The sequence below is a fragment of the Streptomyces sp. SJL17-4 genome (genome assembly GCF_036826855.1).
Lineage (GTDB): Bacteria > Actinomycetota > Actinomycetes > Streptomycetales > Streptomycetaceae > Streptomyces.
Map to the genome: position 1 here is coordinate 3,714,414 of NZ_CP104578.1, position 25,517 is coordinate 3,739,930.

A 25,517-nucleotide genomic window follows, 5' to 3' on the forward strand; every position below is an offset into this window, starting at 1 on the left:
CCGGCCCCTTACAGCTTCATCAGGCTGGCGTCGTCGACCGAGGCCGAGTGGCGGGCACGGAAGACGGACACGATGATCGCGAGCCCGACGACGACTTCCGCGGCGGCGACGACCATCGTGAAGAAGGCGATGATCTGGCCGTCGAGGTTTCCGTGCATGCGGGAGAAGGTGACGAACGCGAGGTTGCAGGCGTTGAGCATGAGCTCGACGCACATGAAGACCACGATCGCGTTGCGCCGGATCAGGACCCCGGCCGCACCGATGGTGAACAGCAGAGCGGAGAGGTACAGGTAGTTGACGGGATTCACCGGGTGGCCTCCTCTTCGTCCCGGTCCCGGCCGAGCCGCTCCTCGGAGCGCTGCTCCAGCGCCTTGAGGTCGGCGAGGGCCTCGGTGGACACGTCCCGGATCTGGCCCCGCTTGCGCAGGGTCTGCATGACGGTGAGCTCCGCGGGGGTGCCGTCGGGCAGCAGACCGGCGATGTCCACGGCGTTGTGCCGGGCGTAGACGCCGGGCGCGGGCAGCGGCGGCACGTGCGTGCCCTCGCGTACGCGCTGCTCGGAGAGTTCGCGCTGGGTGGCGGCCCGCTCGGTGCGCTCGCGGTGGGTGAGCACCATCGCGCCGACGGCGGCGGTGATGAGCAGCGCGCCGGTGATCTCGAAGGCGAAGACGTACTTGGTGAAGATGAGGGCGGCGAGGCCCTCGACGTTTCCGCCGTGGGCGCTGTTGGCGGCGCCGAGTCCGGCGAACTCCTTCAGCGAGGCGTTGCCGATGCCGGCGGCGAGCAGGATGCCGAAGCCGAGGCCGCAGGCGACGGCCCACCAGCGCTGGCCCTTGATGGTCTCCTTCAGCGAGTCCGCGGCCGTGACACCGACCAGCATGACGACGAAGAGGAAGAGCATCATGATCGCGCCGGTGTAGACGACGATCTGGACGATGCCGAGGAAGTACGCCCCGTTGGCCAGGTAGAAGACCGCCAGGATGATCATGGTTCCGGCGAGGGAGAGCGCCGAGTGCACGGCCCTCTTCATCAGGATCGTGGCGAGGGCGCCGACGACGGCGACGGTGCCGAGGACCCAGAACTGGAAGGCCTCGCCCGAGGACGTCGCGTAGGCCGCGAGGTTCGCGCTCATGCGTCCGCCCCCTCCGGCTCGTCCTTCTCCCCCTTGGACACGGCGACCTGGCGGACGGTCCCCGGTGCGGCCCCTTCGACGAGGCCCAGGTAGTAGTCCTGCTCGGTCATGCCCGGGAAGATCGCGTGCGGGCTGTCGACCATGGTCTCCTCGAGACCCGCGAGGAGCTGCTCCTTGGTGTAGATCAGGTTCTCGCGGGAGGAGTCGGCCAGTTCGAACTCGTTGGTCATCGTCAGCGCCCGGGTGGGGCAGGCCTCGATGCAGAGTCCGCAGAGGATGCAGCGGGCGTAGTTGATCTGGTAGACGCGGCCGTACCGCTCGCCCGGGGAGTAGCGCTCCTCGTCCGTGTTGTCCGCGCCCTCGACGTAGATGGCGTCGGCGGGACAGGCCCAGGCGCACAACTCGCAGCCGATGCACTTCTCCAGACCGTCGGGGTGACGGTTGAGCTGGTGCCGGCCGTGGAAGCGGGGCGCCGTCGTCTTCTGCTGCTCCGGGTACTGCTCGGTCAGCCGCTTCTTGAACATGGCCTTGAAGGTCACGCCGAAACCGGCCACCGGATTCTGGAAATCAGACACCGTCCGTCTCCTTTCCATCACTCGCAGTAGCAGTATCGGAGGCGCCACTGACAACGAGGTCCCGGTCGTGCCGCGGCCTGCGCCGGGGCACGGGTGGCAGGGACTGTCCGGGCTTGGGCGGTACGGGGAACCCTCCGGCCATCGGGTCGAAGGAGCGGGTGTCCTCGGGCGCGGGCGCCGCGGCCTTCGCCTTGCGGTCGCGGAACACGTCGACCACGAAGGAGAGCAACAGCAGTCCGAGGACGGCTCCGGCGACGTACAGGACGATGTTGCCGAAGGCGATGTTCTCGTTCCGCAGCGCCCGGACGGTGGCGACCAGCATCAGCCAGACCACGGAGACCGGGATGAGGACCTTCCAGCCGAGCTTCATCAGCTGGTCGTAGCGGACGCGGGGCAGGGTGCCGCGGAGCCAGATGAAGAAGAACAGCAGCAGCTGCACCTTGAGGACGAACCAGAGCATCGGCCACCAGCCGTGGTTCGCGCCCTCCCAGAAGGTGGAGACCGGGTACGGGGCCCGCCAGCCGCCCAGGAAGAGCGTCACCGACACGGCCGAGACCGTCACCATGTTCACGTACTCGGCGAGCATGAACAGCGCGAACTTGATGGACGAGTACTCGGTGTTGAAGCCGCCGACGAGGTCGCCCTCGGACTCCGGCATGTCGAAGGGGGCGCGGTTCGTCTCGCCGACCATCGTGACGATGTAGATGATGAACGAGACCGGCAGCAGGATCACGAACCAGCGGTCCGCCTGCGCCTCGACGATCGCCGAGGTCGACATCGACCCGGAGTAGAGGAAGACGGAGGCGAAGGCCGCGCCCATGGCGATCTCGTACGAGATCATCTGCGCGCAGGACCGCAGACCGCCGAGGAGCGGGTACGTGGACCCGGAGGACCAGCCGGCGAGGACGATGCCGTAGATGCCGACGGAGGCGACCGCGAGGACGTACAGCATCGCGATCGGCAGGTCGGTGAGCTGCATCGAGGTGCGGTGGCCGAAGATCGAGACCTCGTTGCCGGCCGGGCCGAAGGGGATCACGGCGATCGCCATGAACGCCGGGATGGCGGCGATGATCGGGGCGAGGACGTAGACGACCTTGTCGGCCTTCTTGACGATCACGTCCTCCTTGAGCATCAGCTTGACGCCGTCCGCGAGGGACTGGAGGAGGCCCCAGGGGCCGTGCCGGTTGGGGCCGATGCGCAGTTGCATCCAGGCGACGACCTTGCGCTCCCACACGATGGAGAAGAGCACGGTGATCATCAGGAAGGCGAAGCAGAAGACGGCCTTGATCAGGACGAGCCACCAGGGGTCCGTACCGAACATGGACAGGTCTTCGGCGGCCAGGACGTTCGGGTTCATGCCTCCACCTCCCGCGGGGTCGCCGGGCCGATGCGGACCAGGTCGCCGGGGTGCGCGCCGGTGTCGGAGAGGACGCCGCGGCCGGCCGAGTTCAGCGGGAGCCAGACGACGCGGTCGGGCATCTCGGTGACCTGGAGCGGGAAGGCGACGGAGCCCGCGGGGCCGGTGACTTCGAGGGTGTCGCCGTCCTTGACGCCGGTGTCGGCGGCGGTGGTGGCGGAGAGCCTGGCGACGGCCGCGTGCCGGGTGCCCGCGAGGGCGGTGTCGCCCTCCTGGAGCCGGCCGAGGTCGAGCAGCATCCGGTGTCCGGCGAGGACGGCTTCGCCGTCGCCCGGCCGGGGTGCGGCCTGGCCGGGTTCGACGGGCTCGGAGGCCCGCTCCTCCGTCCAGCCGCCGAGCCGGTCGAGTTCCCGGCGTACGGCCCTGAGGTCGGGCAGCGCCAGGTGGGCGTCGAGGGCGTCGGCGAGCATGTGGAGCACGCGCGCGTCCGCCGGGGCCAGCGGCCGGGTCATCTGCTCGGGCTTGAGCGCGGCCTCGAACATCCGGGCCCTGCCCTCCCAGTTGAGGAAGGTGCCGGGCTTCTCGGCGACGGCGGCGACCGGGAGGACGACGTCGGCCCGTGCGGTGACCTCGCTGGGCCGCAGCTCCAGGGAGACGACGAAGGCCGCGTCGAGGGCTTCCCGCGCGCGTGCCGGGTCCGGGAGGTCGGAGACCTCGACGGCGCCGACGAGCAGGGCGGCGAGTTCGCCGGTGGCGGCGGCCTCCACGATCTGGCCGGTGTCGCGGCCGTAGCCGTGTGGGAGTTCGCGGACGCCCCAGGCGGCGGCGACCTCCTCACGCGCGCGCGGGTTCGTGGCGGGCCGGCCGCCGGGCAGCAGCGCGGGGAGCGCTCCGGCCTCGACGGCTCCGCGTTCGCCGGAGCGGCGCGGGATCCACACGAGCCGGGCGCCGGTGGCGGCGGCTGCGCGGAGGGCGGCGGTCAGGGCGCCGGGGACGCCGGCGAGGCGCTCGCCGACGGCCAGGACCGCGCCGTCCTGGCGGAGGGCCTCGGCGGCGGCGAGTCCGTCGCCTTCGAGGCCGACCCGGGAGGTGAGCGCGTCGAGCCACTCGGTCTCGGTGCCGGGGGCGGCGGGCAGCAGGGTGCCGCCCGCCTTCTCCAGGCCGCGGGTGGCGAACGAGGCGACCGCGAAGGTCTTCTGGCCGTGCTTGCGCCAGGCCTTGCGGAGCCGCAGGAAGACGCCGGGGGCCTCCTCCTCGGACTCCAGACCGACGAGGAGGACGGCCGGGGCGGCTTCGAGCGAGGTGTACGTGACACCGGTGCCGTCCAGGTCGCGGCCGCGGCCGGCGACGGCGGAGGCCAGGAAGTCGGCCTCCTCGCCGGAGTGGATCCGGGCCCGGAAGTCGATGTCGTTGGTGTAGAGGGCGACCCGGGCGAACTTGGCGTACGCGTAGGAGTCCTCGACGGTCAGCCTTCCGCCGGTGAGGACGCCGGTCCGGCCGCGGACGAGACCGCGGGCGGCCGCCTCCAGGGCCTCCGGCCAGGACGCGGGCTCCAGTTCACCGTTCTCGGGGTTCCGGACGAGCGGTGTGGTGAGCCGGTCGCGCTGCTGGGCGTACCGGAAGCCGAAGCGGCCCTTGTCGCAGATCCACTCCTCGTTGACCTCCGGGTCCTCGGCGGCGAGCCGCCGCATGACCTTGCCGCGCCGGTGGTCGGTGCGGGTGGCGCAGCCGCCGGCGCACTGCTCGCACACGGACGGCGAGGAGACGAGGTCGAAGGGGCGGGAGCGGAAGCGGTAGGCGGCCGAGGTGAGGGCGCCGACCGGGCAGATCTGGATGGTGTTGCCGGAGAAGTACGACTCGAAGGGGTCGCCCTCGCCGGTGCCGACCTGCTGGAGGGCGCCGCGCTCGATGAGTTCGATCATCGGGTCGCCGGCGACCTGGTTGGAGAAGCGGGTGCAGCGGGCGCACAGGACGCAGCGCTCGCGGTCGAGCAGCACCTGGGTGGAGATCGGGATCGGCTTCGCGTAGGTGCGCTTGACGCCCTCGAAGCGGGACTCGGACTGCCCGTGGGACATGGCCTGGTTCTGCAGGGGGCACTCGCCGCCCTTGTCGCAGACGGGGCAGTCCAGCGGGTGGTTGACGAGCAGCAGCTCCATCACCCCGTGCTGGGCCTTCTCGGCGACGGGGCTGGTCAGCTGGGACTTCACCACCATGCCGTCGGTGCAGGTGATGGTGCAGGAGGCCATCGGCTTGCGCTGGCCCTCGACCTCGACGATGCACTGGCGGCAGGCGCCGGCGGGGTCGAGGAGCGGGTGGTCGCAGAAGCGCGGGATCTCGATGCCGAGCTGTTCGGCGGCGCGGATGACCAGGGTCCCCTTGGGGACGGAGATCTCGATGCCGTCGATCGTCAGCGAGACGAGGTCTTCCCGTGGTGCGGCCGGGCTGCCGCCGCCGGCGGGCTGGGGCGTGGTGACGGTCATGCGGTCACCTCCTTGTGGTTGTCCGCCCAGGCGGTCGACTTGGCCGGGTCGAAGGGGCAGCCGCGGCCGGTGATGTGCTGCTCGTACTCCTCGCGGAAGTACTTGAGCGAGGAGAAGATCGGCGAGGCGGCGCCGTCGCCGAGGGCGCAGAACGACTTGCCGTTGATGTTGTCGGCGATGTCGTTGAGCTTGTCGAGGTCGGACAGCTTGCCCCTGCCTGCCTCGATGTCGCGGAGCAACTGGACGAGCCAGTAGGTGCCTTCGCGGCAGGGCGTGCACTTGCCGCAGGACTCGTGGGCGTAGAACTCGGTCCAGCGGGTGACGGCCCGGACGACGCAGGTGGTCTCGTCGAAGCACTGGAGCGCCTTGGTGCCGAGCATCGATCCGGCGGCGCCGACGCCCTCGTAGTCGAGGGGCACGTCGAGGTGCTCGTCGGTGAACATCGGCGTGGAGGAGCCGCCGGGTGTCCAGAACTTGAGGCGGTGGCCGGGGCGCATGCCGCCGCTCATGTCGAGGAGCTGGCGCAGGGTGATGCCGAGGGGGGCCTCGTACTGGCCGGGCGAGGTGACGTGCCCGGAGAGCGAGTACAGCGTGAAGCCCGGGGACTTCTCGCTGCCCATCGAGGTGAACCATTCCTTGCCCCGGTTGAGGATCGCGGGAACGGACGCGATGGACTCGACGTTGTTCACCACAGTGGGGCAGGCGTACAGACCGGCGACCGCGGGGAAGGGCGGGCGAAGCCGGGGCTGGCCGCGGCGCCCTTCGAGCGAGTCGAGCAGCGCGGTCTCCTCACCGCAGATGTACGCGCCGGCGCCGGCGTGCACGGTGATGTCCAGGTTCAGTCCGCTGCCGAGGATGTCCCGGCCGAGGTAGCCGGCGGCGTACGCCTCGCGCACCGCCTCGTGGAGGCGGCGCAGGACGGGGACGACCTCGCCGCGCAGGTAGATGAACGCGTGCTCGGAGCGGATCGCGTAGCAGGCGATGATCATTCCCTCGATGAGGGAGTGCGGGTTGGCGAAGAGGAGGGGGATGTCCTTGCAGGTGCCGGGCTCGGACTCGTCGGCGTTGACGACGAGGTAGTGCGGCTTGCCGTCGCCCTGCGGGATGAACTGCCACTTCATGCCGGTGGGGAAGCCGGCGCCGCCGCGTCCGCGGAGGCCGGATTCCTTGACGTACGCGATGAGGGCGTCGGGGCTCATCGCGAGGGCCCGCCTGAGCCCCTGGTATCCCTCGTGCCGCTCGTAGGTCTCCAGGGTCCAGGAGTCGGGCTGGTCCCAGAAGGCGGAGAGGACGGGCGACAGGAGCTTCTCGGGGCTGCTGTTGTTGATCTCGGCGGCCAAGGTCATCACTCCCCCTCCTGACCGGAGGTCTCACCGCGCGGGTGGACGATTCGGTGGTGCGGCTGCTCGCCCTTGGCGAGGCGGAGTCCCACGAGCGAGGCGGGGCCCGCGCCGCCGGTGGCCTCGACGGCGCCGGGGCGCTCGTCGGGGAAGCCGGCGAGGATGCGGGCGGTCTCCTTGAAGGTGCAGATCGGGGCGCCGCGGGTGGGTTCGACGGTCCGGCCGGCCCGCAGGTCGTCGACCATGCGCTTGGCGGACTCGGGGGTCTGGTTGTCGAAGAACTCCCAGTTGACCATCACCACGGGGGCGAAGTCGCAGGCCGCGTTGCACTCGATGTGCTCGAGCGTGATCTTGCCGTCTTCGGTCGTCTCGTTGTTGCCGACGGCGAGGTGCTGCTTGAGCTCCTCGAAGATGGCGTCGCCGCCCATGACCGCGCAGAGCGTGTTCGTGCAGACGCCGACCTGGTAGTCACCGGAGGGCTTGCGCCGGTACATCGTGTAGAAGGTGGCGACGGCGGTGACCTCGGCGGTGGTCAGGCCGAGGGTCTCGGCACAGAACGCCATGCCGGTACGGGTGACATGGCCCTCCTCCGACTGCACGAGGTGCAGCATCGGCAGGAGCGCCGAGCGGGAGTCCGGGTAGCGGTCGATGATCGTCCGCGCGTCCTCCGTCAGGCGGGCGTGGACCTCGGCCGGGTACGCGGGGGCGGGGAGCTGGGGCATGCCCAGACTGATCTGGTCGGTCATCGGTCGACGCCTCCCATCACGGGGTCGATGGAGGCGACGGCGACGATGACGTCGGCGACCTGGCCGCCCTCGCACATCGCGGCCATGGCCTGGAGGTTGGTGAAGGACGGGTCGCGGAAGTGGACCCGGAAGGGGCGGGTGCCGCCGTCGGAGACGACGTGCACGCCGAGCTCGCCCTTGGGCGACTCGACGGCCGCGTAGGCCTGCCCGGCCGGGACCCGGAAGCCCTCGGTGACCAGCTTGAAGTGGTGGATCAGGGCCTCCATGGAGGTGCCCATGATCTTCTTGATGTGGTCCATCGAGTTGCCGAGGCCGTCGACGCCGAGCGCGAGCTGCGCGGGCCAGGCGATCTTCTTGTCGCCGACCATGACGTCGCCCGGCTCCAGCCGGTCGAGGCACTGCTCGACGATCCGGAGGGACTGCCGCATCTCCTCCAGGCGGACGAGGAAGCGCCCGTAGGAGTCGCAGGTGTCGGCGGTCGGCACCTCGAAGTCGTAGTTTTCGTAGCCGCAGTACGGGTCGGTCTTGCGCAGGTCGTGCGGGAGGCCCGCCGAGCGCAGGATCGGTCCGGTGGCGCCGAGCGCCATGCAGCCGGTGAGGTCGAGGTAGCCGACGTCCTGCATGCGTGCCTTGAAGATGGGGTTGCCGGTGGCGAGCTTGTCGTACTCCGGCAGGTTCTTCTTCATGGTCTTCACGAACTCGCGTACGGCGTCGACGGCGCCGGGCGGCAGGTCCTGGGCGAGGCCGCCGGGGCGGATGAACGCGTGGTTCATGCGCAGGCCGGTGATCAGCTCGTACAGGTCCAGGATCATCTCGCGGTCCCGGAAGCCGTAGATCATGATCGTGGTGGCGCCGAGCTCCATGCCGCCGGTGGCGATGCACACCAGGTGGGAGGAGAGCCGGTTGAGCTCCATCAGCAGGACGCGGATGATGCTGGCCCGGTCCGGGATCTGGTCGGTGATGCCGAGCAGCTTCTCCACGCCGAGGCAGTACGCCGTCTCGTTGTAGAACGAGGTGAGGTAGTCCATGCGCGTGACGAAGGTGGTGCCCTGCGTCCAGGTCCGGTATTCGAGGTTCTTCTCGATGCCGGTGTGGAGGTAGCCGATGCCGCAGCGGGCCTCGGTGACGGTCTCGCCGTCGATCTCCAGGATGAGCCGGAGCACGCCGTGGGTGGAGGGGTGCTGGGGGCCCATGTTGACGATGATGCGCTCGTCGTCGGCCTTCGCGGCGGACTGGACGACCTCTTCCCAGTCGCCGCCGGTCACCGTGTAGACGGCGCCTTCTGTCGTCTCGCGGGGAGACGCGTGGGGAGTGGTCACGAGTACGACCTCCGCTGGTCCGGAGCCGGGATCTGGGCGCCCTTGTACTCGATGGCGATGCCACCGAGGGGGTAGTCCTTGCGCTGCGGGTGGCCCTGCCAGTCGTCCGGCATCATGATCCGGGTGAGGGCGGGGTGGCCGTCGAAGACGATGCCGAAGAAGTCGTACGTCTCGCGCTCGTGCCAGTCGTTCGTCGGGTAGACCGCGACGAGCGACGGGATGTGCGGGTCGGCGTCCGGGGCGGACGTCTCCAGGCGGATCAGCCGGCCGTGGGTGAGCGAGCGCAGGTGGTAGACGGCGTGCAGCTCGCGGCCCTTGTCCCCCAGGTAGTGGACGCCGGAGACGCCGGTGCAGAGCTCGAAGCGGAGCGCCGGGTCGTCGCGGAGGGTCCGGGCGACGCGGACGAGGTGCTCACGCTCGACGTGGAAGGTGAGCTCGTCGCGGTCGACGACCGTCCTCTCGATGGCGTTCTCGGGGAGCAGGCCCTGCTCCTCAAGGGCGCCTTCGAGTTCGTCGGCGACCTCGTCGAACCAGCCGCCGTAGGGGCGGGTGGCCGGTCCGGGGAGCCGGATCGAGCGGACGAGTCCGCCGTAGCCGGAGGTGTCGCCGCCGTTGTTGGCGCCGAACATGCCGCGCTGGACGCGGACCTCCTCGCCGTGCTCCCCGCGCTGCCCCGGCAGGTTCTGCGCGCTGAGGTCCTTCTCGGGGTTCGGGGTTTCGTCGCTCACCGGAGCAGACCCTTCAGTTCGATCGTCGGCAGCGCCTTGAGCGCCGCTTCCTCCGCCTCCCGGGCCGCCTCCTCGGCGTTCACGCCGAGCTTGGAGGTCTGGATCTTCTGGTGGAGCTTGAGGATCGCGTCGAGCAGCATCTCCGGGCGCGGCGGGCAGCCGGGCAGGTAGATGTCGACCGGCACGATGTGGTCGACGCCCTGGACGATCGCGTAGTTGTTGAACATGCCGCCCGAGGAGGCGCAGACGCCCATGGAGATGACCCACTTGGGGTTGGGCATCTGGTCGTAGACCTGCCTCAGGACCGGCGCCATCTTCTGGCTGACCCGGCCGGCCACGATCATCAGGTCGGCCTGGCGCGGTGAGCCGCGGAAGACCTCCATGCCGAAGCGGGCCAGGTCGTACCGGCCGGCTCCGGTGGTCATCATCTCGATGGCGCAGCAGGCGAGGCCGAAGGTCGCGGGGAACACGGACGCCTTGCGCACCCAGCCCGCGGCCTGTTCGACCGTCGTCAGCAGAAAGCCGCTCGGGAGTTTCTCTTCGAGTCCCATAGGTGCCCCTCAGCCCCTCAGTCCCATTCCAGGCCGCCGCGACGCCACACATACGCGTAGGCGACGAAGACGGTGAGCACGAAGAGCAGCATCTCCACGAGCCCGAAAAGCCCCAGGGCGTCGAAGGTGACCGCCCAGGGGTAGAGGAAGACGATCTCGATGTCGAAGACGATGAAGAGCATCGCCGTCAGGTAGTACTTGATCGGGAAGCGGCCGCCTCCGGCGGGAGTGGGTGTCGGCTCGATGCCGCACTCGTACGCCTCAAGCTTTGCCCTGTTGTACCGCTTTGGCCCGATAAGCGTGGCCATGACCACGGAGAAGATCGCAAACCCCGCACCCAGGGCACCGAGCACGAGGACGGGCGCGTACGCATTCACGCTCCTCGCTCCTTCCAGTCGTCCTTGACCGTTGGATCGCACGGCCGGACCGTGAAAGATCGCCCCCATGTGAGGCAGTTCACAAGCCCGGCTGCCCCGCATCCTATGCCCGCCCCTCTGTGATCTGCGACACGGGGTACGGCAACGACTTTGTGATCTCCACCACCTGACGAAGGATCATGAAGTCGGATGAGCGGTGATCTTGTTGCGCGAAGCGCCCAGGTGATCACCAGATGTGACATCCGGACCGGAAATCGCTGATCGGAGGGGGTGTCGCACTATCAAGTGATGGTCACTACAGGCAAATTGGCGATGGACGCATCCGGGTGATAAAGGAAGCGTCCGTCGCCCGGTCGGGGGGTCCGGCGTACGGCGGTGGACGTGTGCGCCCGTTCACGAGCATTCGTGAGACGGAAGTGTGACCTGCGTCACGCCACGAGGGCTCCAAAAACATGGGGCTTGGCCATGCGCGTCAAGAGGTGGTAAGCGTCGGGCAATTCGGGCGTTTCATTGAAAACCCATGATCAAGGGCCAGATGGGCCGTGCCCGATTTGCCCGTTACGGCGTCAATAAGGGCGCCACAGAAGCGGATTAGGAGATTCCGAACGTAACTGTGGCGCAACCCACGTTTCTTGAAGGGAACCGTGAAGCCCTGATAGCGGTTGTCCTCATGTCCCACACCGCTCACATACCCAGCCACCGGAAGCCGCGCCGCAGCGCCTCGAAGCTCGCGCTGCGAGCCGGAGTTGCCGGTGGCGTCCTCGGCACCATCGCGGTGGCCGGTGCTGCCGGGCCGGCGAATGCCGAGCCGGTGACCGAGACCATCGAAATGCCCACCCTGGGCTCGCTCGAGGCCGGCACCGGTCTCGCCTCCGCCGTCGCCGCCTCCGCCGAGGCCTCCCAGCAGGAGGCACTCGACCAGAGCCTCCAGACGCAGGAGAACCTGGCGCTGCAGAAGGCCGCCAAGGAGGCCAAGAAGGCCAAGGCCGAGGCCGACCGCAAGGCCGCCGCCGAGAAGGCCGAGAAGGCCCGCCTCAAGGCCGAGGCCGAGGCCAAGGCCGAGCAGGAGCGCAAGGAGGCCCAGGAGCGCGCCTCCCGCGCCAGTGAGCGCACCCAGCTGGCCGCCACGTCCGCGAGCGACAGCGGCTCCTCGGACTCCGGCTCCTCGGCCGGTTCCGACGAGAGCCAGACGCAGGCCCCCTCCGGCTCCGCCGCCGCGATCGTGGCCTTCGCCCGCGCCCAGGTCGGCGACTCGTACGTCACCGGCGGCACCGGCCCCAACTCCTGGGACTGCTCCGGCCTCGTCCAGGCCGCCTACCGCCAGGCCGGCATCGACCTGCCCCGCATCTCGTACGACCAGTCGAGCATGGGCACCTCCGTCTCGCTGAGCAACCTCCAGCCGGGCGACATCCTGTACTGGGGCAGCCGCAGCGGCTCGTACCACGTCGCGATCTACGTGGGCGGCGGCAACTACGTCGGCGCGCAGAACTCGTCGACCGGTGTCGTCGAGCGCTCGCTGGACTGGGACATGCCCTCCGGCGCGGTCCGTCTCCTCTGACCGACCCGCGCCTCGCGGCACACGAGAAGCGCACACGTAAAACGCACACGTGAAGCGCACACGGAAAGCCGTCACTCCTCGGGGGAGTGACGGCTTTTCCCGTTTCAGTACTGATCTGCCCCGGACGTCCTACTTGCGGAAGTTTTCGATGATCCGGGCGTAACTGTCCCCTCCGTGACCCGCCGCGACTGCCGCGCGCATCAGGTCCAGGTGCAGCTCCGGCAGCCGGTTGTCGATGCCGCGCGCCTCCCCCGCGTGCAGCAGATGCCCGATCGTCGTCACCTGGACGTCGATCGTGGCGTCGTCGCCCGGGTACGTCCCCTCGTCGATCTGCTCGGCGTACCCGGTCATGAACCAGGAGACCGTCTTCAGCCAGCGGGTGGCCACCGCCGTGAAGTCCCGGGCCGGTACCCCGTCCGCGCCCGCGAGGGCGGTGGCGTGCAGCCAGCCGCCGAAGACGGACCACATGAGGCCGAGCAGCCCCGCGTCGTAGAGCGAGGCGAGCCCCGCGTCCGGGCCGAGGTCCACCGGGTCGCCGAGGACGGCGAGCGTCGCGCGGTGCGCGGCGAGCAGCTCGGGCGAGCCCGAGTAGAGGATCATGTTGGCGCTGTCGCCGACCCCCGGCGGGGTCGTCATGACGGCGCCGTCGAGGTGGCCGATGCCGTGCTCGGCGGCCCACTCCGCCTCCGCGCGGGCCTGCTCGGGGGAACCCGAGGTGAGGTTGACCAGGACCCGGCCCCGCAGCGATTCGGTCACGGGGGCGAGGAGTTCGCGTACGGCCGGGTGGTCGAGGACGCAGACCACGACGAGTTCGCCCGCCTCGACGGCCTCGGCGAGGGAGGCGGCGCGGACGGCGCCCCGGGCGACGAGGGCGTCGGCCTTCCCGGGGGTGCGGTTCCAGACGGTGGTGCGATGGCCGGCGGCGAGGAAGGCGCCGGCGAGGGCGGAGCCCATCTGGCCGAGACCGATGACCGTGATGCTCCGTACGTGCGTTGAATCCACCTGTGCGTTCATGGAATCCACGCTCGCAGCGGCGGAATCCGGACGACAGTGGCAGGACCGACGGCGACCGCACGATTCCTGCCGCACCCCTGGCGTACGGTCGGGGGCATGAGCGCAGGAGTGGTGGCCATCGCCGTCGTACCGGACCGGCGGATCGGGACGTCGATGTGGGAGCTCTACGAACTCTCCCTGGCGTGCGGGGTCTTCGGCATCCCGCATCCGGATCTCGCCGACCCCTGGTACGAGCTCCGGCTGTGCGGGGACTCCGGCGAGGGCGGGATCTTCTCGGTGCGGACCGACCACGGTCTCGACGGACTCGTGGGCGCGGACACCGTCATCGTGCCGTCCGTGCCCGAGGCGGTCGTGGACGACGGCGAGGAGGTGCCGGCCGAGCTGGTCGAGGCGCTGCGCGCGGCCGCCGCATCCGGCGCCCGGATGGTGTCCCTGTGCACCGGCGCCTTCGCGCTCGCCGCCGCCGGACTCCTCGACGGCCGTCGGGCCACCGCGCACTGGCAGCACAGCGCCCAACTGGCCGCCCGCCATCCCGAGGTGATCGTGGACGACTCGGTCCTCTACACGGACGAGGGGTCCGTCCTGACCAGTGCCGGGGCCACCGCCGCGCTCGACCTCTGCCTGCACCTGGTGCGCACCGACCTCGGGGCGACCGTCGCCGGGCAGCTCGCCCGCCGTCTCGTCGTCCCGGCCCACCGTCCGGGCGGCCAGGCCCAGTTCATCGAGGCGCCGCTCCCGCCGAGCGACGACGACTCCCTGGGGCCCGTACTGCAGTGGGCGACCGAGCACCTGTCCGAGCCGCTGACCGTGGAGGAGCTGGCCCGGCGGGCCCGGATGAGCCCGCGCACCTTCCACCGGCGGCTGCGCGAGGAGCACGGCACCACCCCGCTGCAGTGGCTGCTCCAGCAGCGGGTGGCCCGCGCCCAGACGCTGCTCGAGTCCACCGACCTGCCCGTGGAGCTGGTCGGCGACCACAGCGGTCTTGGCTCGGCGGCCAATCTGCGCCGCCACTTCATCCGTACGGTCGGGGTGTCCCCGTCCGGGTACCGGCGGACGTTCAGGCCTTCGGAGCGACCTTCGAGAGTCCGTTGATGATGCGGTCCATGGCATCGCCGCCCGACGGGTCGGTCAGGTTCGCCAGCATCTTCAGCGTGAACTTCATGAGCATCGGGTGGGTCAGGCCGCGCTGGGTCGCGATCTTCATGACCTTCGGGTTGCCGATGAGCTTCACGAAGGCGCGGCCGAGCGTGTAGTAGCCGCCGTAGGTGTCCTTGAGGACCTGCGGGTAGTTCCGCAGGGCGAGTTCGCGCTGGGCGGGGGTCGCGCGGGCGTGTGCCTGGACGATGACGTCGGCCGCGATCTGGCCGGACTCCATGGCGTACGCGATGCCCTCGCCGTTGAACGGGTTGACGAGGCCGCCGGCGTCACCGACGAGCAGCAGGCCCTTGGTGTAGTGCGGCTGGCGGTTGAAGGCCATCGGGAGGGCGGCGCCGCGGATCGGCATCGTCATGTTGTCCGGGGTGAAGCCCCAGTCCTCTGGCATCGAGGCGCACCAGGCCTTGAGGACCTCGCGCCAGTCCAGCTCGCGGAAGGCCTTCGAGGAGTTGAGGATGCCGAGGCCGACGTTGGACGTGCCGTCACCCATGCCGAAGATCCAGCCGTAGCCGGGCAGGAGCCGGTCCTGCGGGCCGCGGCGGTCCCACAGCTCCAGCCAGGACTCCAGGTAGTCGTCGTCGTGCCGGGGCGAGGTGAAGTACGTGCGGACGGCGACGCCCATCGGGCGGTCCTCACGCCGGTGCAGGCCCATCGCCAGGGAGATCCGGGTGGAGTTGCCGTCGGCGGCGACGACGAGCGGGGCGTGGAAGGTGACCTCGCGCTTCTCCTCGCCGAGCTTGGCGTGGACGCCGGTGATCCGGCCCGTACGGTCGTCGATGATCGGGGCGCCGACGTTGCAGCGCTCGTACAGGCGGGCTCCGGCCTTCTGGGCCTGGCGGGCGAGCTGCTCGTCGAAGTCGTCGCGCTTGCGGACGAGTCCGTAGTCCGGGTAGGAGGCGAGCTCCGGCCAGTCGAGCTCCAGGCGGACGCCGCCGCCGATGATCCGCAGGCCCTTGTTCCGCAGCCAGCCGGCCTCTTCGGAGATGTCGATGCCCATGGAGACGAGCTGCTTGGTGGCACGGGGGGTGAGGCCGTCGCCGCAGACCTTCTCGCGGGGGAACGCGGTCTTCTCCAGGAGGAGGACGTCCAGTCCGGCCTTGGCGAGGTAGTACGCGGTGGTGGATCCGGCCGGGCCGGCCCCGACGACGATGACGTCCGCGCTGTGCTCGGAGAGGGGCTGCTCGGTCACGGCGGATTCTCCCGAAGACTCGACGGTAGGGGGCGGTACGGGCGTACCGGGGCAGTCTATGGGGGAGGGTCGGCCACCGTCCGGAGGGCCACCCGAAGGACCGTACGGAGGTCCGTCCGGCGAGATGAAACGGAACCGGAGTTCGCACATCCGTACGACGATGTCATGATCGCCGGTCGTGACCACCCTTCGTATCGACATACGGCGGGGCGCGCTGATCACGGCCGCCCTCGCCCTCCTCTGTTCGGTGTTCCTCGTACTGCCCGCGAGCGCCGACCCCGCCCCCTACGACGACTGCCCGCCCGCCACCTTCTGCCTCTACTCCGGGGCCGACGGGACCGGCGAGCGACGGGACTTCACCGACCGGCAGGCCCTGGAGAGCTACGACGCGACCTGGGACGGCAAGAGCCTCTCGGCGAAGAACAACACCGCCCTGTGGGCCTGCGTCTACGGCGCCCCCGCCTACGGCGGCCTCCTGGAGACCGTCAAGCCGGGCAACAAGGACGTGTACGCGCCCGGCGCCGTCCGCTCCCACAAGCTGGTCCCGACCCGCGCGCTCTGCTTCACCGGCTACGAGCGCTGCCCCGACAACCGGGTCTGCACCTTCACCGAACCGAACGGCCGGGGCGCGATGACCGCCCACCTCCCCTCCACCGACGCCGCCACCAAGAACTACGGCACCGTCTACGGCACCGAGGCCGCCCCCAAGTCGGCCTGGAACCGCACGCAGAAGCACGTCTGCTTCTACCCCGAGCCCACGTTCACCGGCAGCTGGGCCGACCCGGCCGACGCCTCAGGCCAGAAGCGGTTCGGCGCGTACGTCGTCCTGCGCAGCGACAGCACCACCGTCCCGGCGCCGTTCGCCGGCACCTTCCGCTCGCACGAGCTCGTCAACGGAACGGCGGACTGCCAGTGACCCGGAACCACCGCCCCTGGATGGCCGCGGCCGCCGCCCTCGGCGCCGCCCTCGCCCTCACCTCGCCCGCCTCCGGCGCCGACGAGCCCGCCCCGAGCCCCCTCGCCGCCCGCTGGACCGCCGGCACCCCCGTCACGGTCACGCCCGGCGTCACCCGCACCACCTGGACCGAGACGACCCTCGACAACCGCACCAAGGCCCGCGTCCCTCCAGATCGTCGAGATCGACCCCCTCGCCGGGGCGGTCACCCTGGAGACCACCCTCGGCATCGACGACTCCACCGCCGAGACGCTCCCCGAGCAGCTCGCCCGGGTCACCACGGTCCCGACCCGCCACCCCTACGCGGGCGTCAACGGCGGCCTGTTCCAGCGCGAGCCCGCGGGCACGGGTGCCGAGAAGACGATCGTGCACACCGGTGTCTCCGCCACCGACGGCACCCTGCACAGCTCCAGCTGCTGGAGCGCGGGCAAGGGCAGCACCGGCGCGGTGATCCAGTACGGCATTCCGCACATCACCAAGCTCCGTACCGACATGAAGCTGATCGCGCCCACCGGCGAGACCGTACGGATCGACGACATCAACCGGGCCCCCGGCCGCGCCCCGCACTGCGCACGCGACGCCGAGGACGTCCAGGTCAGCACCAGCCCGCCGGTCTACACCGACCCGGACGAGATCGTCGTCTTCACCGACGACTACGGCGCTCCCGTCCCCAAGCCCGGCACCGACCCGGGAGTCGCCGCCACCGCCGACCCCGGCTTCGAGGTCGTCGTCGACGCCCACGGGGTCGTCACCGAGGCCCGCGAAGGGCGCGGCGGCACCGTCGTCCCCGCGGGCGGCCGCGTCATCCAGGGCATCGGCACCGGAGCCCAGTGGCTCCGCGCGCGGCTCGTCCGCGACGACACGGTGACGGTCGACCAGAAGCTCCACGACGTGACCACGGACCGGGACATCCCGCTGGACGACTCGGTCGACGTCGTCAGCTCCTTCCACCACCTGCTGCGCTCCGGTGACGTCCCCGTCGAGCTGCCCGACTCGTGCAGCGGTACGGAGAAGGGAGCCGACGGCACGACCCTGATCTGCACCGACTCGCGCACGGCCCTCGGCACCAACTCCCGCGGCCGGCCGGTCCTCGTCACCCTCACCGGGCAGGACAACGAGGACGGCGACTACCTGCGGAGCTTCGCCGCGCTCCTGGACTCCCCCGAGCTCGGGATCATCGACGCCCTGAACCTGGACGGCGGCGGCTCCACGACCCTGCAGACGGGCACGCAGGTGCACACCCCGCCGACGGACCTGGTGAACGGCACGCTCGTGCACCGGGACGTGGCGGACGCGGTGTACACCGGCGTCGGCGGCTACGGGCTCTACGTGAAGTAGGAGCCCCTGCGTCAGGCGGGCTTGAACCCCCGGTGGAGGGCGACGATCCCACCGGTCAGGTTCCGCCAGGCCACCTTCGACCAGCCGGCCTTCTGGAGCAGTCCCGCCAGGGTCGGCTGGTCCGGCCAGGACTGGATGGACTCCGCCAGGTACACGTACGCGTCGGGGTTCGAGGAGACGGCGCGGGCCACCGGCGGCAGCGCGCGCATCAGGTACTCCTCGTACACCGTGCGGAACGGCGCCCAGGTGGGATGCGAGAACTCGGAGATGACGACCCGGCCGCCGGGCTTCGTCACCCGGTACAGCTCGCGCAGCGCCGCCTCGGTGTCCTGGATGTTCCGCAGCCCGAAGGAGATGGTGACGGCGTCGAAGACGTCGTCACGGAACGGCAGCTTCGTCCCGTCGCCGGCCGTGAACGGCATCCACGGGTGGCGCTTCTTGCCGACCTGGAGCATCCCGATCGAGAAGTCGCAGGGCACGACGTACGCGCCCGCGCGGGCGAAGGGCTGCGAGGAGGTGGCCGTACCCGCCGCGAGGTCGAGGATCTTCTGCGCGGGGCGGGCGTCGACCGCCTTGGCGACCTCCTTGCGCCAGCGCCGGTCCTGGCCGAGGGAGAGCACGTCGTTGGTGAGGTCGTAGTTCGCCGCCACGTCGTCGAACATCGAGGCGACTTCGTGCGGCTGTTTGTCCAGGTTGGCTCGGGTCACGGTCCCCATTCAAGCAGCCGCCGGAATCTCCTCTCGTACCGCTTCAACCTTTCGGGCCCGGGCGCACTCAAGGACGGTCGAGAACAGCACGCGACGGCGAGGAGAGCAGGAGTGCGATGGCACTGTCGACCGAAGTGAGACCCGGGACGGCGGGGGAGGTGGGCATGGAGCCGGCCGCCGGATTCGAGGAGTTCGCGCGGTCCGCGCAACAGCGGCTGTACCGGACGGCGTACCTGCTCTGCGGGGACGCCGACACCGCGCGGGACCTGACCCAGACCACGCTGGCCAAGCTGTACCAGCACTGGCAGCGGGCGGGGGCGGCCGACCATCCGCACGCCTACGCCAAGACGGTGCTGACCAGGACGTTCCTGGCGGAGCGGCGCCGGCGGCTGCGGGATCTGCTCGTCCTCACCCGGGTGGGAGGCACGGTGCCGGAGCCCGCCGCCGACCACACCGATCTGCGCGTCACCCTGCTCGCGGCGCTCGCCGAGCTGCCGCCGCGGGCCCGGGCGATGGTCGTGCTGCGCTACTGGGACGACCAGAGCGTGGCCTCCGTGGCGTCGCTGCTCCGGTGCAGCGAGGCCACCGTCAAGAGCCAGTGCTCGCGCTCGCTCGCCCGACTCCGCCTGCGCCTGGCCGACGCCGGGCTCTCGATCTGAGGAAGGGGTCCGCTGTGGACACCGATGACACCGTTCTGCTCCGCGACGCCATGGACCGTACGACGGACGGTCTTCCCCCGCTGCCCGACCTCGCCCCGCTCGCCGTGCGCGAGGGGCGGCGGCGGAGGGCCCGGGCCCGTATCGCCGTCGCGACGACCGCGTTCGGCGTGGTCACGGCGGGGGCCCTCGGCCTCACGCTGCTGCCGGGGACGAACGTCCCGGGGGTGTCGACGCCCGCCGACGGGGGCTCGAACGCGAGCTATCCCCCGGTGGTCGTGCCGGACGCGCCGGGTCTCCCGCCGCGGGACGACCCCGCGAAGCTGTCCGAGGCCGAGCGGGAGCGCCGCGCGCGGCACCAGCAGAGGGTGGCGGCGCTGCTGGACGAGACGCTGCCCGCGAAGATCACCGGCATCAGCCCCGTGCAGGACCGGCCCGCCGAGTACCGGATCACGGCGGACGGCGAGACCTTCCGCATGGTCGTGTCGGTGCGGCCGGACGCCAACGGATTCCCCCGGTACTGCGAGAACCTGCCAGAGGATCGCCCCGCCTGTGAGGAGGACACGCAGCTGAGGACCGGGGGGATCAGCGACATGCCGACCATCAAAGTGACCACGCAGTACTGGTACCGCCGGAGCTGGGTCCACATCGCCGTGTACGCCGGGAAGGTGGAGGTGCCGGTGAGGGCGAACCACCTGTTCGCCGTCGCCAGGGACCCGCGCTTCCTGGAGCTGGTGAAGGAAGCGGACGCGCGTCCGATGGAGGCGAAGGAGCCCACGCTCGCCGAGGCCCTCGCTTCCCGGGGAGGGCCTGCCGGAACGGCCTCCGGGGAAGGTCAGCGCGCGCGGTAGACCAGCCGGCCGTCGATGACCGTGGCGACACAGGTCGACGCGCCGAGGCGGACCAGAGCGGCCCGGTCGGGGACGTCGAAGACGGCGAACCGGGCCGGGCCGCCCGGCGCCAGGCCGGGCAGCAGGATCAGCGGCACCGGCGAGAACGACGGCCCGCCGGGGAGCTTCTCCGGGCGGCGGCCGACGGCGAGACCGGCCCGGCGCACCGCGTCCGCGGCGGCCCGGTCGCGCAGTTCGCCGGCGACGGCGACCGTCCCGTGGGCGAGGAGCCGCTGCACACCACGACGGGCGGAGGCGCCGCGCCGCGAGGCGTCCATGCGGAAGATCCGCTGCGCCCGCTCCCCGCCGATCGGCTCGGTGCCGAACCCGGCGGCCTCCCGGGGGTCCGGGTGGTACATGCCTTCGAGCAGTTCGGGCGCGAACGGGTTGAGCAGCCCGGGGGTGAGGATGCCCGGCCACCGCCGGACCCGCGCCTCGGGCCGTACGGCGACCAGGTCGTCGTACGGGCCGACGGCGGCGATGCGGTCGCCGTCGACCAGGACGGCCGTCTCGGGGGTCGCCTCGGCGACGTGGATCGTCAGCATGGCGCCGTCAGTTCGCGTCGAGGAGCTTCAGCTCGGGGTGTGCCGTGCCGCCCTCGATCGCCGTGGACGAGATGTGGGAGGCGACGCGCTCGTCGACCGGGTCGTTCGCCGGGTCGTCGTGGACGACGATGTGCTCGTACGTGGTGGTGCGCTGCGCCGGCACCCGGTCCGCGGTGCGGATCATGTCGATCATCTCGCGCAGGTTGGAGCGGTGCTTGGCGCCGGCGGAGGAGACGACGTTCTCCTCCAGCATGATCGAGCCGAGGTCGTCGGCGCCGTAGTGCAGGGTGAGCTGGCCGATCTCCTTGCCCGTGGTGAGCCACGAGCCCTGGATGTGGGCGACGTTGTCGAGGAACAGCCTGCCGATGGCGATCATGCGCAGATACTCGAGGAGCGTGGCCTGCGTACGGCCCTTGAGGTGGTTGTTCTCGGGCTGGTACGTGTACGGGATGAAGGCCCGGAAGCCACCCGTCCGGTCCTGCACGTCACGGATCATCCGCAGGTGCTCGATCCGCTCGGCGTTGGTCTCGCCGGTGCCCATCAGCATGGTGGACGTCGACTCGACCCCGAGGCCGTGCGCGATCTCCATGATCTCCAGCCAGCGCTCGCCGCTCTCCTTGAGCGGGGCGATGGCCTTGCGCGGCCGCTCCGGCAGGAGTTCGGCGCCGGCGCCCGCGAAGGAGTCGAGGCCCGCCGTGTGGATGCGGGTGATGGCCTCCTCGACGGAGACCCCGCTGATCCGGGCCATGTGCTCGACCTCGGACGCGCCGAGGGAGTGGATGACCAGCTGCGGGAACTCGGCCTTGATGGCGGCGAAGTGCTTCTCGTAGTACTCGACGCCGTAGTCCGGGTGGTGGCCGCCCTGGAACATGATCTGGGTGCCGCCGAGCTCCACGGTCTCCGCGCAGCGGCGCAGGATGTCGTCGAGGTCGCGGGTCCAGCCCTTCTTCGTGTCCTTGGGAGCGGCGTAGAAGGCGCAGAACTTGCACGCCGTCACGCAGACGTTCGTGTAGTTGATGTTCCGCTCGATGATGTACGTCGCGATGTGCTCGGTCCCCGCGTACCGGCGGCGGCGCACGGCGTCGGCGGCGGAGCCGAGGGCGTGCAGGGGCGCCGAGCGGTAGAGGTCGAGCGCCTCCTCGGGGGTGATCCGGCCACCCGCGGCAGCGCGGTCGAGAACGGACTGGAGTTCGGCCTTCTCGGTCACCGGGTGTGTCCCTTTCGGAGGGGTTCTGTCGACCGAACCAGCCTACGCCAGCGCTCCTCAGGGCTTCCGGCGGGTGGCGCCCGGGGGCGTGGCGGTAATGCGGACGGTCCGGACCCGGATAAAGGGGTGAATTACCGAACGGAGACGCGACGGCGAATTCCGGGAAGCCGACGGAAGGCCGGCCCGGAAGGCCGAATGGGGAACCGGGAACGCGCGGTCCCGCCAATCCCGCACGGTCCCGCCAATCGCGCGCGGCCCCGCGCGGTCCCGCTAATCCCGCGCCGGGGGAAGCAGTTCGACGGTGACGTCCGCCGGGAAGCCGGTCGTGGGGCCGGTGCGACGGGCGAACTCGCGGACCCCGGCGAGCTGCTCGGGGCCGAAGCGGAAGTCGAGCGTACGGAAGTACCGCTCCAGGAGTTCGGCGTCGAAGGTCTCCCAGCGGGCGGCCTGCTCGGCGACCTTGGCGACCTCCTCGAGGGAGAGGTCCCGGGAGGCGAGGAACGCCTGGTGCACCTCGTGGACGGTCTCCGGCTCACGCGCCAGGTAGTCCTTGCGCGCCGCCCACACGGCGAAGACGAACGGGAGGCCCGTCCAGTCCTTCCACATGAGGCCGAGGTCGTGGACCTGGAGGCCGAGCCGGGGCGCGTCGTGCAGCGAGGCCCGGAGCGCGGCGTCGCCGATGAGGACGGCCGCCTCGGCCTCCTGCATCATCAGGCCCAGGTCAGGGGGGCAGGTGTAGTAGTCCGGCGCCACCCCGTACCGCTCGGCGAGGAGCAGCTGGGCGAGGCGTACGGAGGTACGGGAGGTGGAGCCGAGCGCGACGCGCGCCCCGTCCAGCTCCTCCAGGGGCCGCTGCGAGACGATCACGCAGGACATGACGGGCCCGTCGCAGCCGACGGCGATGTCGGGGAGCGCGACCAGGTCCGACGCGTTGCGGAGGTACTCGACGAGGGTGATGGGGCCGATGTCCAGATCGCCCCGGACGAGCCGCTCGCTGAGCTTCTCGGGGGTGTCCTTGGTCAGCTCGAGGTCGAGGAGCGTCCCGGTCCTGGCCAGGCCCCAGTAGAGGGGGAGACAGTTCAGGAACTGGATGTGCCCGACGCGGGGCCGGCTGCGCTGCTGCTCGTCGGTTGCATTGTCCACATCGTGAGGCTAGACCCGTCTCGTACCGTGGGCATCGCCGGGGCACGCGCGTCAGCACACGGAGCGAGATCAAACATGCGAGTGACGTGATCTTTCCCTCTACCGTCCCGGGCGACCTGCGTGCTACGCTCAACGCAAGTTGCAGTTTGGTTTCCCTTGCAGTACAGAGCCTGCGGAGCATGTGACCCGCAGGCTTTTGTAGTTTTCAGACTTGTTTGCAGGTTCTGGAGCAGGGCGACCCTTTGGCCCATAGGAGGGCTCATGGCTACCGGAACCGTGAAGTGGTTCAACGCTGAAAAGGGCTTCGGCTTCATCGCCCAGGACGGCGGCGGCCCGGATGTCTTCGTCCACTACTCCGCGATCAACGCGAACGGCTTCCGTTCGCTCGAGGAGAACCAGATGGTGACGTTCGACGTCACGCAGGGCCCGAAGGGCCCGCAGGCGGAGAACGTCTCCCCGGCCAACTAAGTTGCCTGGGTCGGCGAGCGCGTCGCACCTCTAGAGCAGTACCCAAGGAGCCCCGCTCCGTGCCCTCGGGCACGAGCGGGGCTCCTGCCCTTTTACGGGCCCTTCGGGCGCCTCAGCAGTTCGGAATCACGGTTCCGTTGTTGTCGCGGGCCTCGTCGTTGCCCCAGCGGGACAGGTAGTACGCGGAGACGTACGCCCCGCGGCCGTTCTTCCCGGCGTACACGGTGTCGAGGTCGGTCTTCAGCCACCAGTGGTTGTAGTTCCCGGCGGCGTCCCGGATCTCCTGCCCCCAGACCTTGCAGTACACGTAGTTCGTGCCCTGGTTCAGGACGCCCTGGGGGGCGGTGGTGTTGGCCTGGGCGTAGCCGATGGCGTTGGCGAAGGTGTCGACCCAGTACTTCCCGCCTCCCCCGCCCGAGCAGCCGTTGTCGCTGGTCAGGGACTTGGAGCCGTACGAGCCGGGGTAGGGGGCGAGGGAGGAGCCGTTGATCACGATCGACTGGCCGACGCCGTTGTAGAGCTGCTCGTAGTGGATGTGGGCGCCGGAGCTGTTCCCGGTGCTGCCGGTGGTGCCGATCTGCTGGCCCTGGGAGACCGCGGCGCCGTTCGCCACCGAGTAGGCGTTCAGGTGGAAGTAGTACGTCTTCCAGCCGCCGCCGTGGTCGACCACGATGTAGTTGCCCGCGCCGGTCGGCTGGGAGTAGCGGTACGCGGTCCCGGACGCGGAGGCCAGGACCGGGGCTCCGGCGGTCGTACCGCCGTCGGAGCGGATGAAGTCGAGGGCCTGCCGGACCTCGGCCGAATGGTGGCTGTACGTCCAGGTCTGGCCGCAGGGGAAGGGCGCCTTGAAGAGCGGCGCGGCCTGGGCGGGGGTGGTGGTGACGAGCGCGGTGAGCAGGCCCGCGACGAGCGCGAGCAGGGTGCCGAGGGGAGTGATCCGGGCACGCATGCGTCCTCCGGTACGTGGGGGTTGAGGGCCTGGGGACAGGGGTCGACGCGCGTTGACTCAGAGGGAACGGACCACAGCGTGCCGGAAGATCGCGTCTCGCAGTAGACGGCGAAGACCACACCCGTACCGCGAGGCTTACGTAGTCTGGACACATGACCGAACGCAAGCCGCCCGGAGTCAGCTTCGAGTCCTTCGTGGACAAGCAGATCCGCGAGGCGTCGGAGCGTGGCGAGTTCAGCAGCCTGTCGGGGTTCGGAAAGCCGCTCCCCGACGACTCGGCCCCGTACGACGAGCTGTGGTGGATCAAGGGGAAGATGCACCGCGAGGGCGCGTCCGTACTCCCGCCCTCGCTGGCCCTGCGCAAGGCCGCGGAGGACACGGAGGCGGAGGTGGCCGCAGCCGTCTCGGAGAGCCAGGTCCGCCGGATCCTCGGGGAGATCAACACCAGGATCGCCGAGGCGCTGCTCCGCCCGCCGGCCGGGCCGCCGCTGAACCTCAAGCCCTTCGACGTCGAGGCGACGGTCGAACGGTGGCGGGCGGAGCGTTCCTGACCTCTGCGTCGCCTCGCAGGTCGCCGGAAGGAGCCCCTCATGTCCCACATGAACAGCGCCGGTCTGCTGCTCGACTCGTTCGGCCGGGTCCAGGAGGCCGTCCACGAGGCCGTGGAGGGCCTCACGGAGGACGAGCTCGCCGCCCGGATCGATCCGGAAGCCAACTCGATCGCCTGGCTCGTCTGGCACCTCACCCGGATCCAGGACGATCACCTCGCGGGCGCCTTCGACACGGACCAGCTGTGGGACACGGACGGCTGGCGGGACCGCTTCGGGCTGCCCTTCGGGAAGCGGGCCACCGGTTACGGCCAGACGAGCGCGCAGGTGGGCAAGGTCCGCGCCCCGGCGGACCTGCTGCTCGGCTACCACGACGCGGTGCACGCGCGGACCCTCGACCTGGTGCGGGCGGTGACGAACACGGACCTCGACCGGGTCGTCGACCCCGCCTGGGACCCGCCGGTCACCCTCGGCGTGCGCCTGGTGTCGGTGATCGCGGAGGACCTCCAGCACGCGGGGCAGGCGGCGTACGTACGGGGTGTGGTGGAGCGGCGGTGAGTCCCTGACCCACCCGTACAACCACCGGTGGC

At 70.4% G+C, this 25,517-nt stretch carries 27 protein-coding genes; 9 read left to right on the forward strand and 18 right to left on the reverse strand.

Annotated elements, in window-relative coordinates; all coding sequences use genetic code 11:
* Positions 1 to 8: 8 nt before the first annotated feature.
* From nuoK to N5875_RS16455, 11 genes are read right to left on the reverse strand one after another with little or no spacing between them, the layout of a single operon-like run.
* Positions 9 to 308, reverse strand: coding sequence for an NADH-quinone oxidoreductase subunit NuoK (gene nuoK / locus N5875_RS16405; protein WP_030693539.1), 300 nt, complete (start codon positions 306 to 308; stop codon positions 9 to 11).
* Positions 305 to 1,132, reverse strand: a complete 828-nt coding sequence (locus N5875_RS16410; protein ID WP_318212396.1) for an NADH-quinone oxidoreductase subunit J — start codon at positions 1,130 to 1,132, stop codon at positions 305 to 307. The genes nuoK and N5875_RS16410 overlap by 4 nt, the downstream gene beginning before the upstream one ends.
* The gene (gene nuoI / locus N5875_RS16415) at positions 1,129 to 1,725 is read right to left on the reverse strand and encodes an NADH-quinone oxidoreductase subunit NuoI (RefSeq protein WP_338494473.1); all 597 of its coding nucleotides are present in this window, start codon (positions 1,723 to 1,725) and stop codon (positions 1,129 to 1,131) included. The genes N5875_RS16410 and nuoI overlap by 4 nt, the downstream gene beginning before the upstream one ends.
* Entirely contained in the window at positions 1,700 to 3,064 is a 1,365-nt protein-coding gene (gene nuoH, locus N5875_RS16420) for an NADH-quinone oxidoreductase subunit NuoH (RefSeq protein ID WP_318212394.1), read from the reverse strand. Before nuoH ends, nuoI begins: the two co-directional genes overlap by 26 nt.
* Positions 3,061 to 5,544, reverse strand: a complete 2,484-nt coding sequence (locus tag N5875_RS16425) for an NADH-quinone oxidoreductase subunit G (RefSeq protein ID WP_338494475.1) — start codon at positions 5,542 to 5,544, stop codon at positions 3,061 to 3,063. The genes nuoH and N5875_RS16425 overlap by 4 nt, the downstream gene beginning before the upstream one ends.
* A complete protein-coding gene (gene nuoF / locus N5875_RS16430; protein WP_338494477.1) occupies positions 5,541 to 6,893 on the reverse strand; it encodes an NADH-quinone oxidoreductase subunit NuoF in 1,353 nt (450 codons plus the stop codon). Before nuoF ends, N5875_RS16425 begins: the two co-directional genes overlap by 4 nt.
* Positions 6,890 to 7,630 (reverse strand): NADH-quinone oxidoreductase subunit NuoE, encoded by a 741-nt coding sequence (nuoE, locus tag N5875_RS16435; RefSeq protein ID WP_338494479.1) that lies wholly within the window; start codon positions 7,628 to 7,630, stop codon positions 6,890 to 6,892. Before nuoE ends, nuoF begins: the two co-directional genes overlap by 4 nt.
* The gene (locus tag N5875_RS16440; RefSeq protein ID WP_318212390.1) at positions 7,627 to 8,949 is read right to left on the reverse strand and encodes an NADH-quinone oxidoreductase subunit D; all 1,323 of its coding nucleotides are present in this window, start codon (positions 8,947 to 8,949) and stop codon (positions 7,627 to 7,629) included. Before N5875_RS16440 ends, nuoE begins: the two co-directional genes overlap by 4 nt.
* Positions 8,946 to 9,677, reverse strand: a complete 732-nt coding sequence (locus tag N5875_RS16445; protein ID WP_338494481.1) for an NADH-quinone oxidoreductase subunit C — start codon at positions 9,675 to 9,677, stop codon at positions 8,946 to 8,948. The genes N5875_RS16440 and N5875_RS16445 overlap by 4 nt, the downstream gene beginning before the upstream one ends.
* Positions 9,674 to 10,228: an NADH-quinone oxidoreductase subunit B gene (locus N5875_RS16450; RefSeq protein ID WP_024756031.1), complete on the reverse strand. Its 555-nt coding sequence runs from the start codon at positions 10,226 to 10,228 to the stop codon at positions 9,674 to 9,676. The genes N5875_RS16445 and N5875_RS16450 overlap by 4 nt, the downstream gene beginning before the upstream one ends.
* Before the next feature lie 17 nt (positions 10,229 to 10,245).
* The gene (locus N5875_RS16455) at positions 10,246 to 10,605 is read right to left on the reverse strand and encodes an NADH-quinone oxidoreductase subunit A (protein WP_019888619.1); all 360 of its coding nucleotides are present in this window, start codon (positions 10,603 to 10,605) and stop codon (positions 10,246 to 10,248) included.
* A gap of 670 nt (positions 10,606 to 11,275) precedes the next feature.
* On the opposite strand from N5875_RS16455, the gene N5875_RS16460 reads away from it, so the two are divergent.
* Complete coding sequence (locus tag N5875_RS16460) at positions 11,276 to 12,163, forward strand: C40 family peptidase (protein ID WP_318212388.1); 888 nt, start codon at positions 11,276 to 11,278, stop codon at positions 12,161 to 12,163.
* Between the two features lie 129 nt (positions 12,164 to 12,292).
* Here N5875_RS16460 and N5875_RS16465 read toward each other — a convergent pair whose 3' ends face one another.
* Positions 12,293 to 13,177 carry an NAD(P)-binding domain-containing protein gene (locus N5875_RS16465; protein ID WP_318212387.1) on the reverse strand — a complete coding sequence of 295 codons (885 nt, stop codon included), beginning with the start codon at positions 13,175 to 13,177 and terminating at the stop codon, positions 12,293 to 12,295.
* Between the two features lie 96 nt (positions 13,178 to 13,273).
* On the opposite strand from N5875_RS16465, the gene N5875_RS16470 reads away from it, so the two are divergent.
* The gene (locus tag N5875_RS16470) at positions 13,274 to 14,269 is read left to right on the forward strand and encodes a helix-turn-helix domain-containing protein (RefSeq protein ID WP_318212386.1); all 996 of its coding nucleotides are present in this window, start codon (positions 13,274 to 13,276) and stop codon (positions 14,267 to 14,269) included.
* Here the strand turns inward: N5875_RS16470 and N5875_RS16475 are convergent.
* Positions 14,235 to 15,722: a geranylgeranyl reductase family protein gene (locus tag N5875_RS16475; RefSeq protein WP_338494488.1), complete on the reverse strand. Its 1,488-nt coding sequence runs from the start codon at positions 15,720 to 15,722 to the stop codon at positions 14,235 to 14,237. The genes N5875_RS16470 and N5875_RS16475 overlap by 35 nt on opposite strands.
* Here N5875_RS16475 and N5875_RS16480 point away from each other — a divergent pair.
* Positions 15,700 to 16,437 carry a peptidase inhibitor family I36 protein gene (locus tag N5875_RS16480; protein ID WP_338494489.1) on the forward strand — a complete coding sequence of 246 codons (738 nt, stop codon included), beginning with the start codon at positions 15,700 to 15,702 and terminating at the stop codon, positions 16,435 to 16,437. The two genes, N5875_RS16475 and N5875_RS16480, sit on opposite strands and share 23 nt — an antisense overlap.
* A gap of 405 nt (positions 16,438 to 16,842) precedes the next feature.
* Positions 16,843 to 17,814, forward strand: a complete 972-nt coding sequence (locus N5875_RS16485) for a phosphodiester glycosidase family protein (RefSeq protein ID WP_338494491.1) — start codon at positions 16,843 to 16,845, stop codon at positions 17,812 to 17,814.
* 11 nt (positions 17,815 to 17,825) lie between these two features.
* On the opposite strand, the gene N5875_RS16490 is transcribed toward N5875_RS16485, so the two are convergent.
* On the reverse strand, positions 17,826 to 18,521 hold the full coding sequence (locus N5875_RS16490; RefSeq protein ID WP_318212382.1) for a demethylmenaquinone methyltransferase: 696 nt from the start codon (positions 18,519 to 18,521) through the stop codon (positions 17,826 to 17,828).
* 164 nt (positions 18,522 to 18,685) lie between these two features.
* On the opposite strand from N5875_RS16490, the gene N5875_RS16495 reads away from it, so the two are divergent.
* Complete coding sequence (locus tag N5875_RS16495) at positions 18,686 to 19,180, forward strand: SigE family RNA polymerase sigma factor (RefSeq protein ID WP_318212416.1); 495 nt, start codon at positions 18,686 to 18,688, stop codon at positions 19,178 to 19,180.
* 14 nt (positions 19,181 to 19,194) lie between these two features.
* Positions 19,195 to 20,028, forward strand: coding sequence for a hypothetical protein (locus N5875_RS16500; protein ID WP_318212381.1), 834 nt, complete (start codon positions 19,195 to 19,197; stop codon positions 20,026 to 20,028).
* Here the strand turns inward: N5875_RS16500 and N5875_RS16505 are convergent.
* The 3 genes from N5875_RS16505 to N5875_RS16515 all read right to left on the reverse strand — a co-directional run bounded on the left by N5875_RS16505 (position 20,013) and on the right by N5875_RS16515 (position 22,962).
* On the reverse strand, positions 20,013 to 20,612 hold the full coding sequence (locus N5875_RS16505) for a hypothetical protein (RefSeq protein WP_318212380.1): 600 nt from the start codon (positions 20,610 to 20,612) through the stop codon (positions 20,013 to 20,015). The genes N5875_RS16500 and N5875_RS16505 overlap by 16 nt on opposite strands.
* 7 nt (positions 20,613 to 20,619) lie before the next feature.
* A complete protein-coding gene (gene mqnC, locus N5875_RS16510) occupies positions 20,620 to 21,819 on the reverse strand; it encodes a cyclic dehypoxanthinyl futalosine synthase (protein ID WP_318212379.1) in 1,200 nt (399 codons plus the stop codon).
* 270 nt (positions 21,820 to 22,089) lie between these two features.
* Positions 22,090 to 22,962: a menaquinone biosynthesis protein gene (locus N5875_RS16515; RefSeq protein ID WP_318212378.1), complete on the reverse strand. Its 873-nt coding sequence runs from the start codon at positions 22,960 to 22,962 to the stop codon at positions 22,090 to 22,092.
* A 261-nt stretch (positions 22,963 to 23,223) separates the two neighbouring features.
* Here N5875_RS16515 and N5875_RS16520 point away from each other — a divergent pair, with 261 nt between their 5' ends.
* On the forward strand, positions 23,224 to 23,430 hold the full coding sequence (locus N5875_RS16520; RefSeq protein ID WP_318212377.1) for a cold-shock protein: 207 nt from the start codon (positions 23,224 to 23,226) through the stop codon (positions 23,428 to 23,430).
* A gap of 112 nt (positions 23,431 to 23,542) precedes the next feature.
* Here the strand turns inward: N5875_RS16520 and N5875_RS16525 are convergent, their stop codons facing one another.
* Complete coding sequence (locus N5875_RS16525; RefSeq protein ID WP_338494493.1) at positions 23,543 to 24,379, reverse strand: M23 family metallopeptidase; 837 nt, start codon at positions 24,377 to 24,379, stop codon at positions 23,543 to 23,545.
* A gap of 152 nt (positions 24,380 to 24,531) precedes the next feature.
* Here N5875_RS16525 and N5875_RS16530 point away from each other — a divergent pair, with 152 nt between their 5' ends.
* Both N5875_RS16530 and N5875_RS16535 read left to right on the forward strand, forming a co-directional pair.
* On the forward strand, positions 24,532 to 24,930 hold the full coding sequence (locus N5875_RS16530; protein ID WP_318212375.1) for a DUF1992 domain-containing protein: 399 nt from the start codon (positions 24,532 to 24,534) through the stop codon (positions 24,928 to 24,930).
* A 48-nt stretch (positions 24,931 to 24,978) separates the two neighbouring features.
* The gene (locus N5875_RS16535; RefSeq protein ID WP_318212415.1) at positions 24,979 to 25,485 is read left to right on the forward strand and encodes a DUF664 domain-containing protein; all 507 of its coding nucleotides are present in this window, start codon (positions 24,979 to 24,981) and stop codon (positions 25,483 to 25,485) included.
* The last annotated feature ends 32 nt before the right edge of the window (positions 25,486 to 25,517 follow it).

Bases quoted from the DNA above. Each gene is read 5' to 3' on its own strand.
- N5875_RS16410 (WP_318212396.1), bottom strand. From the start codon at position 1,132: ATGAGCGCGAACCTCGCGGCCTACGCGACGTCCTCGGGCGAGGCCTTC.
- nuoI (WP_338494473.1), bottom strand. From the start codon at position 1,725: ATGGAAAGGAGACGGACGGTGTCTGATTTCCAGAATCCGGTGGCCGGT.
- nuoH (WP_318212394.1), bottom strand. From the start codon at position 3,064: ATGAACCCGAACGTCCTGGCCGCCGAAGACCTGTCCATGTTCGGTACG.
- N5875_RS16425 (WP_338494475.1), bottom strand. From the start codon at position 5,544: ATGACCGTCACCACGCCCCAGCCCGCCGGCGGCGGCAGCCCGGCCGCA.
- nuoE (WP_338494479.1), bottom strand. From the start codon at position 7,630: ATGACCGACCAGATCAGTCTGGGCATGCCCCAGCTCCCCGCCCCCGCG.
- N5875_RS16450 (WP_024756031.1), bottom strand. From the start codon at position 10,228: ATGGGACTCGAAGAGAAACTCCCGAGCGGCTTTCTGCTGACGACGGTC.
- N5875_RS16460 (WP_318212388.1), top strand. From the start codon at position 11,276: ATGTCCCACACCGCTCACATACCCAGCCACCGGAAGCCGCGCCGCAGC.
- N5875_RS16465 (WP_318212387.1), bottom strand. From the start codon at position 13,177: ATGAACGCACAGGTGGATTCAACGCACGTACGGAGCATCACGGTCATC.
- N5875_RS16470 (WP_318212386.1), top strand. From the start codon at position 13,274: ATGAGCGCAGGAGTGGTGGCCATCGCCGTCGTACCGGACCGGCGGATC.
- N5875_RS16475 (WP_338494488.1), bottom strand. From the start codon at position 15,722: ATGTCGATACGAAGGGTGGTCACGACCGGCGATCATGACATCGTCGTA.
- N5875_RS16495 (WP_318212416.1), top strand. From the start codon at position 18,686: ATGGAGCCGGCCGCCGGATTCGAGGAGTTCGCGCGGTCCGCGCAACAG.
- N5875_RS16505 (WP_318212380.1), bottom strand. From the start codon at position 20,612: ATGCTGACGATCCACGTCGCCGAGGCGACCCCCGAGACGGCCGTCCTG.
- N5875_RS16520 (WP_318212377.1), top strand. From the start codon at position 23,224: ATGGCTACCGGAACCGTGAAGTGGTTCAACGCTGAAAAGGGCTTCGGC.
- N5875_RS16525 (WP_338494493.1), bottom strand. From the start codon at position 24,379: ATGCGTGCCCGGATCACTCCCCTCGGCACCCTGCTCGCGCTCGTCGCG.
- N5875_RS16530 (WP_318212375.1), top strand. From the start codon at position 24,532: ATGACCGAACGCAAGCCGCCCGGAGTCAGCTTCGAGTCCTTCGTGGAC.
- N5875_RS16535 (WP_318212415.1), top strand. From the start codon at position 24,979: ATGAACAGCGCCGGTCTGCTGCTCGACTCGTTCGGCCGGGTCCAGGAG.